The organism is Pseudoduganella sp. GW821-FHT12E03 (assembly GCF_058807115.1).
Genome location: NZ_JBXAQJ010000012.1, coordinates 17,656 through 35,965, shown reverse-complemented (window position 1 = coordinate 35,965; position 18,310 = coordinate 17,656). Strand labels below are relative to the sequence as shown.

11 protein-coding genes are annotated in these 18,310 nt (G+C 61.3%); 1 reads left to right on the top strand and 10 read right to left on the bottom strand.

The window, feature by feature from the left end; genetic code table 11:
- The first annotated feature begins 89 nt into the window (after positions 1 to 89).
- Positions 90 to 8,456, top strand: a complete 8,367-nt coding sequence (locus AC1RRC_RS26545; RefSeq protein WP_493058613.1) for an Ig-like domain-containing protein — start codon at positions 90 to 92, stop codon at positions 8,454 to 8,456.
- Between the two features lie 5 nt (positions 8,457 to 8,461).
- Here AC1RRC_RS26545 and AC1RRC_RS26540 read toward each other — a convergent pair whose 3' ends face one another.
- The 10 genes from AC1RRC_RS26540 to gshA form a co-directional block, all read right to left on the bottom strand.
- Complete coding sequence (locus tag AC1RRC_RS26540; RefSeq protein WP_493058612.1) at positions 8,462 to 9,373, bottom strand: pseudouridine synthase; 912 nt, start codon at positions 9,371 to 9,373, stop codon at positions 8,462 to 8,464.
- Position 9,374: 1 nt separating this feature from the next.
- Entirely contained in the window at positions 9,375 to 10,277 is a 903-nt protein-coding gene (locus AC1RRC_RS26535; protein WP_493058611.1) for a M48 family metallopeptidase, read from the bottom strand.
- Complete coding sequence (locus AC1RRC_RS26530; protein ID WP_493058610.1) at positions 10,274 to 11,467, bottom strand: AmpG family muropeptide MFS transporter; 1,194 nt, start codon at positions 11,465 to 11,467, stop codon at positions 10,274 to 10,276. Before AC1RRC_RS26530 ends, AC1RRC_RS26535 begins: the two co-directional genes overlap by 4 nt.
- A 49-nt stretch (positions 11,468 to 11,516) precedes the next feature.
- Complete coding sequence (gene metW, locus AC1RRC_RS26525; RefSeq protein WP_493058799.1) at positions 11,517 to 12,128, bottom strand: methionine biosynthesis protein MetW; 612 nt, start codon at positions 12,126 to 12,128, stop codon at positions 11,517 to 11,519.
- Positions 12,129 to 12,134: 6 nt separating this feature from the next.
- The gene (gene metX, locus AC1RRC_RS26520) at positions 12,135 to 13,271 is read right to left on the bottom strand and encodes a homoserine O-succinyltransferase MetX (protein ID WP_493058609.1); all 1,137 of its coding nucleotides are present in this window, start codon (positions 13,269 to 13,271) and stop codon (positions 12,135 to 12,137) included.
- Positions 13,272 to 13,362: 91 nt separating this feature from the next.
- Positions 13,363 to 15,108, bottom strand: coding sequence for a phosphoenolpyruvate--protein phosphotransferase (gene ptsP, locus AC1RRC_RS26515; protein ID WP_493058608.1), 1,746 nt, complete (start codon positions 15,106 to 15,108; stop codon positions 13,363 to 13,365).
- Positions 15,109 to 15,146: 38 nt separating this feature from the next.
- On the bottom strand, positions 15,147 to 15,416 hold the full coding sequence (locus AC1RRC_RS26510) for an HPr family phosphocarrier protein (RefSeq protein WP_154375684.1): 270 nt from the start codon (positions 15,414 to 15,416) through the stop codon (positions 15,147 to 15,149).
- Positions 15,417 to 15,433: 17 nt separating this feature from the next.
- On the bottom strand, positions 15,434 to 15,835 hold the full coding sequence (locus AC1RRC_RS26505; RefSeq protein WP_493058607.1) for a PTS sugar transporter subunit IIA: 402 nt from the start codon (positions 15,833 to 15,835) through the stop codon (positions 15,434 to 15,436).
- A 2-nt stretch (positions 15,836 to 15,837) separates the two neighbouring features.
- Positions 15,838 to 16,791, bottom strand: coding sequence for a glutathione synthase (gene gshB, locus AC1RRC_RS26500; protein ID WP_493058606.1), 954 nt, complete (start codon positions 16,789 to 16,791; stop codon positions 15,838 to 15,840).
- Between the two features lie 118 nt (positions 16,792 to 16,909).
- Complete coding sequence (gene gshA, locus AC1RRC_RS26495; RefSeq protein ID WP_493058605.1) at positions 16,910 to 18,211, bottom strand: glutamate--cysteine ligase; 1,302 nt, start codon at positions 18,209 to 18,211, stop codon at positions 16,910 to 16,912.
- Positions 18,212 to 18,310: the final 99 nt, after the last annotated feature.

Sequence of the window (18,310 nt, the reverse complement as noted above, 5' to 3'; positions counted from 1 at the left end):
TAAGAAATTGAAATATTGGTTTCCCTTACGCAAACATTCGCGCTTCTTTGATACTATACGGTACCGCTTTTGTCCCTTCCGAGTTGACCATGCCCGCATCGACCGCGCTGTCCCCGATTTCCGCCACGCATTTGAACAGTTCCAGCTCGGCCAGCGCCCAGCTTGTCCTCACCTTCAATGGCAACATCCTGGCCGGCACCGGCTCGATTACGATTAGTGATGGTTCGACACAAACCTATATCGGCAAGGATGGGACCCTACGCACCCGCCTGATCGGCGCGACCGATACGCGCACCATCGATATCACGGATACGTCAAAAGTCTCGATTTCCGGCGACACGATCACGATCAGCCTGGATTCGAACTTATCCACCGGTAAAAACTACAGTGTGCAGATGGCCAAGGGCGTGCTGTTCGATGAGAGCGGCAGTGCCTTTGCGGGCCTGTCCGACACGTCGAAGCTGCAATTCACGACGTCCACCGTCCCGGCGCCAGCCGCCACGGTCGACAGCGGCTATGCGTTCAAATATGACACCGGCAGCAGCGCCAACGATTTCATCACCAAGACCGCGCTGCAAGGCGTCGGCGGCACATACACCGGCGTCCTGGCGGCGGGCGACTTCATTGAAGTCTCGCTGGACAATGGCGGCACCTGGCTGTTGGCCACGGTGGCCAACGACACCTGGAGCGTGGAAGGCACGCTGACCGGCAGCAGCACCATCATTGCCCGCGTCAGCAATGCGGCCGGCGGCCATTCCAGCGCGGTACGCCAGGCGTACGTCTTCGACAACGAAGCCGCCACCGTGGAATCGATCGTCCTGTCGGACGCCGACCTGGTCGCCGGCGAAACCGCTGTCGTCACCGTCACGTTCAATGAAGCCGTCACGGGACTCGACACCAGCGACTTCGCTGTGACCGGCGGCGTCCTGTCGAACCTGGCCACCAACGACAATGGCAAAACCTGGACTGCCACCCTGACGCCGACCATCAATGTTCCCGACGGTGTTGGCCAGATCTCGCTGCTTGCCGGCGGGGTGAGCGACGTGGCAGGCAACAGTGGTCCGGCCAGCGCGATCCACGCGTCATTCGACTACAGCACGGTGCCGAATCAGCCGGCCGCCATCGTGACCTCCGCCAGCATGACCGATACCGGCTCCAGCAGCAGCGATTTCCTGACCAATTCCACCGCGCAAACGGTGACGGGCAAGTATTCCGGCACCTTGGCCTCCGATGAATATATCGAAGTGTCGCTGGACGGCGGGACCACGTATACCAAGGCCACGGCGACTGCCGGCAACTGGTCCATCCCTGCCACCACGATCAGCGCCGGCGGTACGCTGAAAGCGCGCGTGACCAACGGCTATACGTACAGCAACCCGCTGGTCGAAGAATACACGCTGGACCAGGCCGCGCCCACCGTGGGCGTGACGCTGGCCGACAGCACGGTCGGCATCGGTGAAACGTCGCTGGTGACGTTCACGTTCAACGAAGCGGTGGTGAATTTTTCCAACGACGACATCACCGTGTCCGGCGGCAACTTGTCCGCCGTCAGCTCGGCCGATGGCGGCATCACGTGGAGCGCCACCTTCACGCCAACCGCTTCGACGCTGGCCTTATCCAACGCGATTACCGTCAACAAAGCCGGGCTGACGGATCTTGCCGGCAATGCCGGCGCCGGCAGCACCAGCTCGGCTAATTATGCGGTCGATACCGTGCGCCCCACCGTCAACAGCATCAGTGTGGCGGACGCCACGCTGACCGCCGGCGAATCCACCACCGTGACGTTCACGTTCAGCGAAGTGGTAACGGGTTTGGGCATCGCCGACATCACAGTCGCCAATGGCACCTTGTCGGGCCTCACGCCGTCCGATGCCGGCCTGACCTGGACCGCGACGCTGACACCAACGGCTTCCATCGATGACAGCACCAACGTCATCACGCTGGACAACAGCGGCATCGCCGATACCGCCGGCAACGCCGGCAGCGGCGCCACGTCGTCCGGCAATTACACGGTCGCCACCGTGCGCCCGACCGCGACCGTCAGCGTGGCCGACGCCAAGCTGACAGCCGGTGAAACCACCACCGTGACCATCACGTTCAGCGAAGCGGTGACCGGCCTGACCAGCGCCGACTTCACGGTCGGCAACGGCACGCTGTCGGAACTCACGACGTCCGACAACGGCCTGACCTGGACGGCGACCCTGACGCCGTCGGCGTCCGTCGATGCCTCGTCCAACGTCATCGTCTTGAACAATACCGGCGTCACGGATGCATCGGGCAATACCGGCACCGGCACCAGCTCGACCGGCAATTACGCTGTCGCCACCAAGCGTCCAGAAGTCGACGCCATTAGCGTATCGAAAACCGTCCTGAAAGTGGGCGACACGGCCACCGTCACCATTACGTTCAAGGAAGCGGTGACGGACCTGGATGCGGCAGATTTTGCCGTCGATAACGGCACCCTGTCGGAACCAGTATCGACCGACAACGGCCTGACCTGGACCGCCACGCTGACGCCGACGTCCGCCATCGACGACACGACCAACACCATCAAGCTCACCAATACGGGCTTTAAAGACAGCGATGAAAATACCGGCAGCGGCACCACCAGCTCCGGCAACTACACGGTTGACACCAACGTGCCAACCGCCACCATTACACTGTCCGACAGTACGCTGAGCGCTGATCAAACCAGCACGGTGACGTTCGCCTTCAGCGAAGCGGTTACCGGCTTGACGGCAGCCGACATCACGGTTGCCAACGGCACATTGTCGACGCCGGCAACATCCGACGGCGGCCTGACTTGGACCGCGACGCTGACACCAACGGCTTCCATCGATGACAGCACCAACGTCATCACGCTGGACAACACCGGCATCGCCGATACCGCCGGCAACGCCGGCAGCGGCGCCACGTCGTCCGGCAATTACACGGTCGCCACCGTGCGCCCGACCGCGACCGTCAGCGTGGCCGACGCCAAGCTGACAGCCGGTGAAACCACCACCGTGACCATCACGTTCAGCGAAGCGGTGACCGGCCTGACCAGCGCCGACTTCACGGTCGGCAACGGCACGCTGTCGGAACTTACGACGTCCGACAACGGCTTGACCTGGACGGCGACCCTGACGCCCTCGGCGTCCGTCGATGCCTCGTCCAACGTCATCGTCTTGAACAATACCGGCGTCACGGATGCATCGGGCAATACCGGCACCGGCACCAGCTCGACCGGCAATTACACGGTCGCCACCTTGCGCCCGACCGCCTCCATCGCAGTCTCCGATACCGCGCTGAAGGCAGGCGAAACCGCCACCGTCACCATCGCGTTCCAGGAAGCGGTCAGCGGCCTCACGGCGGCCGATTTCACCATCGGCAACGGTGCCTTGTCCGAACCCGTCACCACCGACAATGGCCTGACCTGGACCGCCACGCTGACGCCGACGTCCACCATCGAAGACGCGACCAACAGCATTACGCTCGATAACGCGGGCGTCACCGACAACGACGGCAATACCGGTTCCGGCAACACCAGCTCCGCCAACTACACGGTCGACACCAAGGCGCCCACCGCAGAAATCACGTTGTCCAATGACGACCTGGGCACGGGTCAGACGGCCACCGTCACCATCACATTCAACGAAGCCGTCAGTGACTTTTCCAACGCCGACCTGACCGTCACCGGGGGCACGCTCGGTACGCTGACCACTTCCGACAGCATCACCTGGACCGCCACCCTGACGCCGCTGACCACCGGCAGCGGCAGCGGCGCCATCGCACTGGCAACGTCCAGCGTGATCGATGCCGCCGGCAACAGCGGTCCGGCGTCGGCATCGAGCGCCAGCTTTGAATACGCCGTGCCGCCAACCGTGACCATTGCCAGTGTCGCCCTGTCGGCCGATACCGGCACCAGCGGCGACTTCATTACCAATACCGCGTCGCAAACGATCAGCGGCACGATTTCCGCCGCGCTCTCCGCCAGTGAATTTGTCGAAGTATCGCTCGATGGCGGTGACAGCTGGACCGCGCTGCCGTCCTTCACCGGCACCAGCTGGGCCCTGTCCGGCCAGACCCTCGGTGGCAGCGATACGCTGATGGCACGCGTGTCGAACAGCGGCGCAACCGGCGCCGAATTCAGCCAGGCATACCAGCTCGACCAGAGCGCGCCCACGGCCACAATTACGCTCAGCGAGTCGGCTCTGCTGACGGGCGAGACGGCCACCGTCACCATCACGTTCAGCGAAGCGGTGACCGGCCTGACCTTGGCGGACTTTAAATACAGCGGCACGATGAGCGGCCTCACCAGCAACAGCGATGGCACCGTGTGGACCGCCACGCTGAGCGCCACCAGCAGCGGCGAAGTCCGGCTCGATCCGTCCTCCGTGACAGACATCGCCGGCAATAGCGGCCCCGCCACATCGGTCTCCGCCAACTTCACGTATAACGCCGCGCCGACCGCCACCATTGCCACGGTCAGCATGACGGACCCTTATAACAGCGGCGACTTCATCACCAGCTCCACGTCGCAGGTCATCAGTGGCACCTTGTCGGCGGCCCTGGGCCGTGGTCAATATGTCGAAGTATCGCTGAACAATGGCACTACCTGGACCCAGGCCAGCACGACCGGCACCAGCTGGGAACTGGCCGGCCAGACCATCAGCGCCAGCAACACGCTGAAAGTGCGCACGTCGAATGGCACGGCAACCGGCGCCGAATATAGCCACGAATACGTGCTGGACCAGGCCGCACCGGCCCTGACGTCCATCAGCCTTGACAAGTCTTCGCTGCTGAGCGGCCAGACCGCCACCGTCACGGTGGTCTTCAATGAAGCGGTGTCCGGCCTGATTGCCGAGGACTTTGCCATCAGCGGCGCCAGCCTGGGCTCGTTCAGCACTTCCGACAACCGCACCTGGACCGCCACCCTGACGCCGACCGCATCGGGCAGCGTTTCCCTGTCGTCGTCCACCGTGAACGATACGGCAGGCAATTCCGGCCCTGTGGCCAATTCGGAAACCAAGAGCTTTACGTTCACGGTCGATAACACGGCCCCGTCCGCGACGCTGACCCTGAGCGACATCACGCTGGTCAAGAGCCAGACCGCGACCCTGACGGTGACGTTCACCGAAGCCGTGACGGACACGCCGACCGCCTCGGACTTCACGGTCTCGGGCGGCTCGCTGGGCACGTTCACCAGCGCCGATGACGGCACCACGTGGACCACCACCCTGACGCCAACCGAAGGCGCCTGTGGCCAGGGCCACGTGGCCCTGAACACCGGGACGATCACGGATCCATCCAACAATGCCGGTCCATCGTCGGAAGTGTCGCTGCCATTCAACTACGACACGCAAACCTTGACCCTGTCGTCCACCATCGCTTTTTCAACGGACATTGGCAGCTCCACCAGCGACCTGATCACCAATACGGGAACGCAAACCATTTCCGGCTCGTTCAGCGGCGGCGCCATCTACGCCCTCATGGGCGCGAAGATCCAAGTGTCCACCGATAACGGCGAAACGTGGAACGACGCCACCATCGACAATGACGCGCATACGTGGTCCATCAGTGCAACCCTGTCCGGCAACAATTACGTCAAGGTCAAGCTGACCGACGGATCGGGCGTCACGGGCACCCCAGAAGTTCACGCCTACACGATCGACACCACCGCCCCCGGCTCGCTGTCCAGCAAGACACCTGACCTGGCGTACGACAGCGACTCATCCAACTCGGATGCGGGCGGCTCCCGCTACGACAACATCACCAACGATGACACGCCGACCATCCAGTTCAACTTGTCCGGCACCAGCCTGACGGTGGGCGATTATGTCGAAGTGCTGGATACGTCCAACAACAATGACGTCGTGGCCACCTATACTGTCCAGAGTTCGGACCTGGGTGCCTATGGTGGCACCATCAGTGTGACGCTCGATGACGAAAATGTATTGAGCGAAGGAACGCATACGCTGGTGCTGCGCGCGCGCGATACCGCCGGCAACACGGGAACGCAAAGTTCGGCGCTGTCCATCACCATCGATAAGACCGTTGCGTCGATGGCGGACAAAACCCTGGACCTGGATGCGGCCAGCGACAGCGGCAGCAGCAGCACCGACAACATCACCAGCGACAATACGCCGGACGTCACCTTCAACATCGCCAATACCAGCGGCCTGGCGGCGGGCGACAAACTGGAAATCATCGACACCGCCAACGGCAATGACGTGGTGTATACCTACACGGTACAGGCGGCCGACTTCAGTTCGTCCGGCGCCAACATTTCCGTCACCTTGAATCAATTGTCGGACGGCGTCCACACGCTGGCATTACGGGCGCAGGACAAGGCCGACAACACCGACGCCAACAGCACCACGACCCTGGACATCACTGTCGATACGGCGGCGCCGACGCTGGCGTCGAGCACACCATCGTCCAACGCCAGCAGCGTCGATATCGGCACCAGTACCATTTCGCTGGTATTCGATGAAGCGCTGGTCGCCGGCGCTTCAACCGGCTTCAGTATCAGCAACAGCGGCAATGTGTCGGATATCCGTACAATCGTGTTTGAAGCACTCAGCGGCAATACCGGCAGCTATAACAGCACCACGCATACGGTGACCTTGTCGCTGTCGGGCGCCCTGCAATACGGTGACAGTTACGGCGTTGCCGTGTACAACGCGCCGCTGATGGACCTGGCCGGCAACAGCGTCTCGATTGGCACCTCGCTGCTGACCTTTGCCACGGGAACCCCGGCCGTGCCGTCGGCAGTGACCCTGTCGTTGACGGAATCGACCTACGCCAGCCACAGCGGCACTGACAACGACCACATCACGAACAACCAGACACTGACGATTTCCGGCATCACGGCGCCATACCTGCAATACCGGCTGAGCACCACCGGCGACTGGACCACCGTGGAAACCAACGACTCCACCCACGAGATCACATTGGACGACGGCGACTATGCCGCCGGCGACATCCAGGTCCGGCAATACACGGTGGCGGGTTATGCAAGTACGTCCGCGGTACTGGCCGATGACTGGACCATCGATACCGAAGTCCCGATCGGCTACGTGGACCTGGACGAATTCCCGTTCTTCTTCGGCCTGGGCCTCGGCACCCTGATCACCTCCATCGTCGGTGACCTGGAGGGCGAATTCAACGCGGATGAAGAATTCATTGAATACACCACGAACGGCACCACGTGGAAAAAAGCGGATAGCACCACGGCCGGCTCGTGGGAAATCAACAGCGTCGCCCTTGCCGAGGGCGGCGAGATCGGCTTGCGCGCCTCGGATTATGCCGGCAACCTCGGTTCCCGTGACGACGAGCCAGCCTATACGGTCTACCTGGGCGACGGCTATGGCGGTAACCACACGGCCACCGGCAGCAAGCTGCTGTACACGCTGTATGGCAATGACACGATCGACATCAGCGGCACGGACAACAAGGTGTATGCCGGTGACGGCAACGACGCGGTCAACATCCAGAGCGGTAGCACGGGCAACGACGTGTATGGCGGCGACGGCAGCGACACCATCAACGTCAACGGCGCCAGCAACCTGGTCAATGCAGGCAGTTACGACGACATCATCACGATTTCCGGCGCCCACAATACCGTGTCCGGCAGCTATGGCGCCGACATCATCACCATCACCGGCTCCGTCAACGACGTCGATGGCGGCAGCGGCGGCAACGACATCACGATCGATGGCGACAGCAATGAAGTGACTGCCGGCGAGGATGCCGACACAATTGAAGTTAACGGCGACGCCAATGACATCGACATGGGCGACGGCAACGATATCGTGACCATTACCGGCACGGACAATGACGTGGAAATCGGCTCAGGCTCCAACACCGTGACGATTACCGGCACCAATAACACCGTGACGTCTGGCGGCGATGGCAACACCATTACGATCAGCGCCGCGGGCAGTGCCGTCTATTCCGGCGGCGGCGCCGACACCATCACGATCAGCGTCAGCAGCGCCAATGTGTGGGGCGAGGACGGCAGCGACGAATTCAGGATCGGCACGCTGGGCAGCACGATCTCCGGCGGCAATGGCAGCGACACCTTCGAGTTCAATACCAGCCTGGCCGGCACCTTGAGCGGCACGTACGACGGCGGCACGGATGGCACCGACGAGGTGGTCTTCAATGTGTCCGGCCAGACGCTGATCCTGGCAAACCTGACGTCGAACCTGACCCACATGGAAAGAATCGACCTCGGCGCCAACAATAAACTGACCATCACCAGCGCGGCGATCCAGACCATGTCGGACACGGATTCGATCCGCTTCGAAGGCAACAGCTCCGACACGATCTATGCGGATGCTTCGCTATGGGAATCGGCGACGTGGCTGCAAATCCTGGGCTACAACAAGTACCAGCTGAAGTCCGACCACAGTGTCACGTTTATTGTCGACTCCGACATCGTGATCGACTGGAGCAACTTGTCCAGCTAAGTGCATTACAAGGTACGGCGGCTTTCAAAGCGCCGTATCTCGTCCGTCAGCGGGTCGGCGAAACTGATGGCGCGCGCCAGCAGTTTTAGCGGCGACGAGACGTCATCCTGCTTGCATGGCAGGGCGACCGGATAAAACGCATCATTGACGATGGGGATGCCCAGCGACGCCAGGTGCAGCCGCAACTGGTGCTGGCGTCCCGTGTGCGGCCACAGGCGGTACAGCGTATGGCCATCGGGCCGGTGTTCAATCACGTCGATGACGGTTTCCGAATTCGGCTCGCCCGGCGCTTCCTTCATGACAAAGAATTTGTCGCCATCGACCATCCGGCTGCGATAGGTGAACGGGAATTCGACACCGTGCAACCGGGGCGCCAGCGCTTCATATTCCTTTTGCACCACGCGTTGCTGGAACATCGACTGGTAGCGCCCCCGGCTGGCGATATTCGACGAGAAAATCACCACGCCGGCGGTTTCCCGGTCGAGCCGGTGGATCGGCGTCAAGTCGTCGATGCCCAGCTTTTTGCGCAACCGCACCAGCAAGGTTTCGTGCAAAAAACGCCCGGACGGGATCGTGGGCAGGAAGTGGGGTTTGTCGACCACCACCAGGTGCTCATCCTGGAACAGGATTTCTTCCTCGAACGGGATCGGCGTTTCCGCTTGTTCCAGTTCGCGGTAATAAAAGATGCGCATGCCGCGCCGGTAGCGCGACTGCGGCGTCAACGGCGCGCCGTCGCTGTCGACCACTTCGCCCTTGGCCATGCGCTCGCGCCACGCGGCTTCCGAGACGGCCGGATAATACGCGACCAGGAAGGCCAGCATGTCCGGCCACTGCCCTTCCGGCAGCCACAGGTAGCTGGGAGCAACGCCGTCGCGGATCGGCAGCGGCGTCTGTTCCCGCGCGCGCGGGCGGGGCATGTTATTTGACAGCTTGGTTTGCGCCCGGCACCGGCAACGTACGGTATGCCGGCAACTGGCTTTCCGCCACGCCCTTGGTGCGGGCAAACACCGGCAACACCAGCGGCAGCGCCTTTTCCATGCGCTCGATACGCTCCTTGCCGGCCGGGTGGGTCGACAGGAAGGCCGGTGGCGCGCCCTTGCTTTGCGTGCCCATCTTTTCCCACAGCACGCGGCCGGCGCGCGGATCGTAGCCGGCGCGGGCGGCGATATCCATGCCCACCAGGTCGGCGTCGCGCTCATCGTCGCGCGAGAATTTCAGCGAGGCGGCTTTCGTGGCGAGATTGCCACCCAGCTCCCCCAGGCGGGGATCAACGCCGAAATAGGCGGCGGCGCCAGCGCCGACCAGGCGTCCAAAGATGCCGGTGGCCGTGGTTTTACCCGCCTGTTCGCGCGCATGCTCTCGCAGCGCATGGGCGATTTCATGGCCCATCACCATCGCCACTTCATCGTCCGTCAAATTCAGCTTGGACAGGATGCCCGAATAAAACGCGATGCGGCCGCCCGGCATGCAAAACGCATTGACAGTGGGCGCATTGAGCAAATTGACTTGCCAGTTCCATTTGGCCGCTTCCGGGTTCCAGCGCGGGGCAAACGGCACGATGCGGCGCGCGATATTGCGCAGGCGCTGCACTTGCGGATCGGAATCCGGCATCAGCGCGCCTTTTTGCTGCGCTTCGCTCATCAACTGCAAATACTGCTGCTTCGATTGCGCGTCAAAGGCGGCGGCGTCGCCGGCAATGCCGCGGAATTTCGACAGGCTATCGACAGGGATGCCATCCGGTTCGCCATTTTGAGGCGAGGCAACGGTGGTGGCGCTGACCGCCAGCGCCAGTGCGGCCAGGGTCAGTTTCAGCGGTTTCATTTGTTTGAATTCCATGGTGCAATTTTGGGCAACATCATCATGGCGGGGAATGCCAGGATGAAGCAAATAATAAAGAAGTTAAACCAGCCGGTTTCCGTCACGATATAGCCGACTGACGCATTGATGAACGTGCGCGGCACGGCGGCCAGGCTGGAAAACAGCGCGAACTGGGTGGCAGTGTAACGCGGGTCGGTGCAGCGCGATATAAACGCCACCAGTGCGGCGGTGCCCAGGCCGGTGCTGGTGAACGCTTCGAAGCCGTAGACGGCGGCTAGCAGCACCGGATCATGGCCGGCCCTTGCCAGCCACGCAAAGCCCAGGATGGCCAGCGCCTGCAGCACACCAAACACCCATAATGCACGGTTAATGCCGAGTTTGACCATCCACACGCCGCCCACAATCCCGCCGACGATGCTGGCCCACAGCACGGTGGCGTTGGCCGCCAAGCCGATCTCGGTCGTCGTGAAACCCAGGTCGAGGAAGAACTTGGTGGCCAGCGCCGTGGCCATCGAATCGCCAATCTTGTACAGCAGGATGAAGGCCACGATCCATAGCGCCTTGCGCCAGCCATCGCGCTCGATGAATTCGCGGAATGGCATAATGATGGCTTGTTGCAGGTTTTTCGGCGGGTCGCCATAGACTTTCGGCTCCTTGACCAGCAAGGTGCACACCAGTCCCGGCAACATAAACGCCGCCACGATCCAGAACACGGTGGCCCATGGATAAGTGTCCGCCAATATCAAGCCTAACGAACCAGGTATCAACTGGGCGACTTTGTACGCACTGACGTGAGCGGCGGCGCCCAGTCCTTGCTGGTTATCTTCCAGTACTTCACGGCGATAAGCGTCGATCACCACGTCCTGACTGGCCGAGACGAAGGCCACCACTGCCACGCACGCAGCGACCAAGCCCACCTGTCCGACTGGATCCAGGAAACCCATTACGCCCATCAGCAGGAACAGCAGCAACTGCGTCAGCGCCATCCAGCCACGCCGGCGGCCCAGTGGCAACGCATAGCGGTCCATCAGCGGCGACCACAGGAATTTGAACGTATAAGAGAACATGACGACCGAGAATAACCCCAAGGTCTTCAAGTTCATGCCGGACTTGGACAGCCAGGCTTGTGTCAGTGATAGCAGTGTGTACAGCGGCAGGCCGGAACTGAAGCCAAAAAACAGAATGGCCAACATGCGGCCATTCACGAATTGGCTAATTGACGCGCGCCCGCCCTCCGCCATATTAATTCACCGCTTTCTTGCGCAGCCTGAACACGGCCAGTTCGCCGCGCAGGTTCGGCAACAGTTCAACGATCTTGCCTTCGGCCAGCGCCACGCACTCCACCACGTCCAGCCCCACTTCTTCCGCCAGTTCGCGGAAATCGTTGATGGTGGCGCAGCGCACGTTCGGCGTGTCATACCACTGGTATGGCAGCGTCTTCGAGACCGGCATGCGGCCCTTGAGCAAGGCCATGCGGTGCGGCCAGTAAGCGAAGTTCGGGAACGATACGATGACTTCCTTGCCAACGCGGACGATGTCGCGCAACAGTTCTTCAACCTGCTTCATCATCTGCAGCGACGACAGGCACAGCACCGTATCGAACGAGTTGTCGCGGAACAGGCCCAGGCCGTTTTCCATATCTTGCTGGATCACGCGCACCCCGCGCTGGGTGCTGGCCAGCACCTTGTCGTCGGCAATTTCAATGCCGTAGCCGGTGCACTGCTTGCCCGCCTGCAGGTATTCCATCATGACGCCATCGCCACAGCCGACGTCCAGCACATGGGAGCCCGGTTTGACCCAGTGCGCGATAAACGCCAGGTCCGGGCGCGCGCTGCTCAAATCTTCAAATGTCAGCGTCATTCAGATCCCCTTCCAAACGCGGTTGTAATACGCGCGCACCATGTTCATGTAGCGCGCATCTTCCAGCAGGAAGGCATCGTGGCCGTGCGGCGCATCGATTTCCGCGTACGTGACCTGGCGGCGGTTGGCGATCAGCGCATCGACGATTTCACGCGAACGCTCCGGCGAGAAACGCCAGTCGGTGGTGAACGACGCCAGGAAGAATTCCGCCTTGGTACCGGCCAGCGCCTTGGCCAGGTCGCCGCCGTGGTGGCGCGCCGGGTCGAAGTAGTCGAGCGCCTTGGTGATCAGCAAATACGTGTTGGCGTCGAAGTACGACGAGAATTTGTCGCCCTGGTAGCGCAGATACGATTCGATTTCAAAGTCCACGCCGAAGCCGAATTTATAGGCGCCGTCCGCCTCCGCATCGCGCAGCTTGCGGCCGAATTTCTCGCCCATCGAATCATCCGACAGGTACGTGATGTGGCCGATCATGCGCGCGACTTTCAAGCCGTTTTTCGGCACCACGCCATGTTCGTAAAAGTCGCCGCCGTGGTAATCCGGGTCAGTCAGGATCGACTGCCGCGCCACGTCGTTGAACGCGATATTTTGCGTCGACAGTTTCGGCGTCGAGGCAATCACCAGGCAGTGCCGCAAGCGGTCCGGGAACATGATGGACCAGGCCAGCGCCTGCATGCCGCCCAGCGAACCGCCCATGACGGCGGCAAATTGGGCAATGCCCAGCTGGTCAGCCAGGCGCGCCTGGGCATTGACCCAGTCTTCCACCGTCACCACGGGGAAGGCGGCGCCATACGGTTTGCCGGTGTCGGGATTGGTGTGCATCGGGCCGGTGGAGCCGAAGCACGAACCGGGATTGTTGATCCCGATAACGAAGAACTTGTCGGTGTCGAGCGGCTTGCCCGGTCCCACCATATTGTCCCACCAGCCCACGTTGTTCGGCTGGTCGGCATAGACGCCGGCCACGTGGTGGGACGCGTTCAGGGCATGGCACACCAGCACGGCATTGGATTTGTCCGCGTTCAAGGTGCCATAGGTTTCATACATCAGCATATAGTCGCGCAACTGCGCACCGCTCTGCAGTTGCAGCGGCTCCGAAAAATGCATGGTTTTCGGCGATACGATTCCTATCGAAGGCATGGGATTTCAGAAAATTACTGCGTGGCCCCACGGGCCATTGAATCAATGCGGGCCCTTAATGATAGGTCCCGCACAATTTGTGAACAATCTCTTATAGAGCTTGCAATGCCTGTACGGCATCCGCGATGGCGTTCGGCTCCACCGCGCGCAGGATCTTGCGCGTCTGCGGCATGATGAGGCCGAGGTCGCTGTTCAGGATTTCCTGCTTGACCGCCAGGAGCTGCGCCGGATGCATGGAAAATTCGCGCAGTCCCATGCCCAGCAGCAGGCGCGTCAGCTTGACGTCGCCTGCCATTTCACCGCAGACAGCCACGTCGATGCCGGCTTTGTGGCCGGCAGCGATGGTCATGGCGATGAGCTGGAGCACGGCGGGATGGAGGGGATTGTAAAGGTGCGCCACTTCATAATCAACCCGGTCGATTGCTAGCGTATATTGGATCAGGTCGTTAGTGCCGATCGACAGGAAGTCCATGCGCTTGACGAACATCGGCAGCGACAGGGCCGCGGCCGGGATTTCAATCATGGCGCCCACTTCCACCGACGCATCGTACGGGATGCCGGCGTCGCGCAATTGCCCCTTGGCCTGTTCGATCATGGCCAACGCCTGGTCGATCTCGAACGCATGGGCCAGCATCGGGATCAGGATGCGCACCTTGCCATAGTGCGATGCGCGCAGGATCGCGCGCAGTTGCGACAGGAACAGTTGCGGCTCGGCCAGGCAATAGCGGATCGCCCGCAAGCCCAGCGCCGGGTTCAGCGCCGTGTGGTCGGCCTGGTCCAGCGGCTTGTCCGCCCCCAAGTCCAGGGTGCGGATGGTGACCACCCGGCCCTTCATCATTTCAACGGCTTTGCGATATTGCTCGAATTGCTCGTCTTCCGACGGAATCGCGGCGGCGCGGCCCATGAACAGGAATTCGGAACGGAACAGGCCGACGCCATGGGCGCCCGCATCCATCGCCGCTTCGCAATCTTCCGGCAATTCGATGTTGGCCAGCAGCGTAATGGCGGTGCCGTCCTTGGTGACGGAAGCCGTCTTCTTCAGCTTTTGCAGTTTTTTGCGGGCGCGCTGCTGCTGCAACTGGCGCTCGCGGTATTGTTCCAGCACCAGCGCGCTGGGGTTGGCAATCACGACACCCGTGTCGCCATCGATGATGATCCAGTCATCCTGCTCGATCAGGGTCGAGGCTTGCGACATGCCGACCGCGGCCGGAATATCGAGGCTGCGCGCCACGATGGCCGTGTGCGAGTTCTGGCCGCCCACATCGGTAATGAAGCCAATGAAGGAACGGTCGCGGAACTTCAGCATGTCGGCCGGCGAAATATCGTGCGCCACCACGACCATTTGCGCCTGGAAGCCATCCGGATCGTCGCCGGGCTTCACCGGCAGCGGTTCGCTGCCCATCAATACTTTCAATACCCGCTCGGCCACCTGCTGGATGTCGGCCTTGCGTTCGCGCAGGTACGGGTCTTCAATCTCGTCGAATTGCGCCGACAGTTCATCGATCTGTGTCAGCAGCGCCCATTCCGCGTTGTAGTGACGGGTGCGGATGATATCGAGCGGCGCTTCCGAAATCATCGGGTCCGACAGGATCAGTGCATGCACGTCGATGAATGCGCCTAACTCGGTCGGGGCATCCTTCGGCAAGTCATTCCACAAGGTTTGCAGTTCGCGGTGCACGGTGGCCAGCGCTTCGCGCAGGCGCGTGACTTCCGCTTCCAGGTGCTCTTCCTGCACCAGGTAATGTTTGACGTCCAGTGCGGCCGGTGCCAGCAAATGGGCGCGGCCGATCGCGATGCCGCGTGAAACCGGGATACCGTGGAGGGAGAACGACGCCATGTTTTTCAGTATTTTGTGTGGGCGGCGGTCATCCGGCATTACTCGCCTTCACCGAACTTGTCATTGACCAGCGCCGTCAGCGCGGTGATGCAATCCTGCTCATCGGGGCCATCCGCTTCCAGCACCACTTTGGCGCCTTTGCCGGCCGCCAGCATCATCACGCCCATGATCGACTTGGCGTTGATGCGGCGCGCATTGCGGGTCAGGAAAACGTCGCTTTTGTACTTGGCCGCCAGCTGGGTGAACTTGGCGGAGGCCCGTGCATGCAGGCCCAGCTTGTTAATGATTTCGAGTTCTTGCTGGATCATATGGGTTCTCGGTTTATTTACACCACGCGGATACGGTTATCGACCCGCACCGCGCCGTTTTGCGCGCCAGCCAAGGCCATTTCAACCACCACATCCAGCGTGTCGCGGCGGTACGTGATCGCACGCAACAGCATTGGCAGGCTGATACCGGCAATCACTTCCACGCGGCCGGCATCGGCCAGCTTGTTGCAGCAATTGGCGGGGGTGCCGCCTTTGATATCGGTGATCACCAGCACACCGTCGCCACTGTCGAGACGCTTGATGGCAGCCTGCGCCAGCGCCTGTACTTCATTCAAATCCTGGTCCGCAATCACGTCGATGGCTTCCAGCGCGTCGGTCTCGGCGCGGAACACGTGGTTGCACGCCGTGATAAAAGCCTGGCCCAATGGCGCATGCGTCATTAACAAGATGCCAACCATGCTTACACCCTGGCTTCCGCCGCCCGTGCTTCGACCGCATCGATAAACATGGCCGCCACCTGGAAGCCGGTTTGCTGCGTAATTTCCTGGAAGCAGGTCGGGCTGGTGACATTCACTTCTGTCAAGTTTTCACCAATGACATCCAATCCTACCAGCAACAAACCACGGGCCGCCAGTACCGGGCCCAGGCTTTCGGCAATTTCGCGGTCACGGGGCGACAGTGGCTGTGCCACGCCGGTGCCGCCGGCCGCCAGGTTGCCCCGCACTTCGCCGGCCTGCGGAATGCGCGCGAGGGCAAACGGTACCGGTTTGCCATCGATCAGCAAGATGCGTTTGTCGCCTTTGACGATGTCCGGGATATAGCGCTGCGCCATAATGGTGCGCACGCCATTGCCGGTCAGCGTTTCAATAATCGAGCCCAGGTTCAGGCCATCGTCCTTGACGCGGAAAATGCCGGCGCCGCCCATGCCGTCCAGCGGCTTGAAAATCACATCCTGGTGCTGGCGGTGGAACTCCCGCAACCGCTGTTCCGACGAACTGACCAGGGTCGGCGCGGTGTATTGCGAGAATTGCGCAATCGACAATTTTTCGTTGTGATCACGGATCGCGGACGGTTTGTTGAACACGCGCGCGCCCTGCTGCTCCGCCAATTGCAGCAGATACGTGCCGTACACGTATTCCATGTCGAACGGCGGGTCTTTGCGCTGGATGACGGCGTCGAACGCGTCGAGGCGCGACTCGTGCACGTCGGTGGCGCGGTACCAGTCATCGCCATCGCCGGTCAGGGTGATTTTGGCCACGCGGGCCGTGACCACGCCTTCCTGCAACGCCATGTCGTGCTGCTCGAACGCATAGATTTCATGGCCGCGCCGCGCCGCCTCCGCCATCATGGCGTAGGTCGAATCCTTGTAGGTTTTAAAACTGGTCAGCGGATCGGCAAGGAAAGCTATTTTCATGGTGGCGTTCTAGAGAGGGAATGGTTCGATTTTAGCCGACTTCGCCTGATCGCATCGGACGTGCCCGGCACCCATTCTAAAATGTGGATGCCCGGCCTGAAGGCCCGGCACCCAGTTTTTAATATACTTCCGGATTCGGGTCGGTCCGCTCCATTTCCAGCGACGCCGCCAGCAAGGCCAGGCGCGCCACCACGCCATAGACATAAAAGCGGTTCGGCGCCGCCGTGCCCGGCTTGGCTTTCACGTCCGGCACCGCGTGCTGCTGCGCGAACGCCAGCGGCATGTATTGCGAACCGGGCGCATTCAAATTCTGCTCGACGCCGCGCTCGGCGTGCACCCGGTAGAAGCCGCCCACCACGTAGCGGTCAATCATGTACACCACCGGCTCCGCCACGGAATCCTTCATGCTTTCAAAGGTCGGCACGCCTTCCTGCACGTTCAGGTCCGACACCACTTTGCCATCCTTGATGATCGACATGCGCTCACGCTGCGCGGCCGTCAATTCCTTCAACTCCGCCGCATCGCGCACGGAAATGATGCCTTTGCCATAGGTGCCGGCATCGGGCTTGATGATGACAAACGGCTTCTGGTCCTTGATGCCGTATTCCTTGTACTTCTTGCGGATTTTCGCCAGCAGCGCATCGACATTGGTGGCCAGGCAATCGAGGCCGTCGCCGCTGTGCACATCCACTTCGCCGCATTTGGCGTGGAACGGGTTCAGCATCCATGGATCGACACCGATCATCTTGCCGAATTTCTTCACCACTTCGTCATACGCGGTCAGGTGGTTGCTCTTGCGGCGCAGCGCCCAGCCCGCGTGCAGCGGCGGCAATAAACTCTGTTCGTGGATGTTTTGCAGGATATCGGGGATCCCGGCCGACAAATCATTGTTGATCAGGATGGTGCACGGATCGAAATCTTTCAGGCCCAGGCGGCGGCCATTGGGCGAACGCACCAGCGGCTCGATCACCAGCATATTGCCGTCTTGCAGCGCCAGCGGCGTGGGTTGGGTAATTTCCGGCGACAGCGAGCCCAGGCGCACATGCAGCCCGGTCTGGCGGAAGATTTGCATCAGGCGCGCGATATTTTCCAGGTAGCGCGGGTGGCGGTCCTTGACCTCGGGGATCAACAGCAGATTGCGCGCGTCCGGGCAATATTTGTCGATGGCCGCCATCGCGGCTTGCACCGACAGCGGCAGCATTTCCGTCGCCAGGTAGTTAAACCCGGCCGGGAACAGGTTGGTATCGACCGGCGCCAGCTTGTAGCCGGCATTGCGCAAATCAACGGAACAATAGAACGGCGGCGTATGTTCCTGCCATTCCAGGCGGAACCAGCGTTCGATGGCCGGCGTGGCGGCGATGATCTTTTCTTCGAGGTCGAGCAGCGGCCCAGTCAGGGCCGTGACGAGGTGGGGGACCATGGTTGCTTCCTTAACAACTGTAGAAAAACAGTCTTATATTACCGTGCAAACTCACCAAATCGGGGCAAAAGTGGCAATTTAAAGGCTTGAAATGCAAAA

Bases quoted from the DNA above. Each gene is read 5' to 3' on its own strand.
- AC1RRC_RS26545 (WP_493058613.1), top strand. From the start codon at position 90: ATGCCCGCATCGACCGCGCTGTCCCCGATTTCCGCCACGCATTTGAAC.
- AC1RRC_RS26540 (WP_493058612.1), bottom strand. From the start codon at position 9,373: ATGCCCCGCCCGCGCGCGCGGGAACAGACGCCGCTGCCGATCCGCGAC.
- AC1RRC_RS26535 (WP_493058611.1), bottom strand. From the start codon at position 10,277: ATGAAACCGCTGAAACTGACCCTGGCCGCACTGGCGCTGGCGGTCAGC.
- AC1RRC_RS26530 (WP_493058610.1), bottom strand. From the start codon at position 11,467: ATGTTGGCCATTCTGTTTTTTGGCTTCAGTTCCGGCCTGCCGCTGTAC.
- metX (WP_493058609.1), bottom strand. From the start codon at position 13,271: ATGCCTTCGATAGGAATCGTATCGCCGAAAACCATGCATTTTTCGGAG.
- ptsP (WP_493058608.1), bottom strand. From the start codon at position 15,108: ATGGCGTCGTTCTCCCTCCACGGTATCCCGGTTTCACGCGGCATCGCG.
- AC1RRC_RS26510 (WP_154375684.1), bottom strand. From the start codon at position 15,416: ATGATCCAGCAAGAACTCGAAATCATTAACAAGCTGGGCCTGCATGCA.
- AC1RRC_RS26505 (WP_493058607.1), bottom strand. From the start codon at position 15,835: ATGGTTGGCATCTTGTTAATGACGCATGCGCCATTGGGCCAGGCTTTT.
- gshB (WP_493058606.1), bottom strand. From the start codon at position 16,791: ATGAAAATAGCTTTCCTTGCCGATCCGCTGACCAGTTTTAAAACCTAC.
- gshA (WP_493058605.1), bottom strand. From the start codon at position 18,211: ATGGTCCCCCACCTCGTCACGGCCCTGACTGGGCCGCTGCTCGACCTC.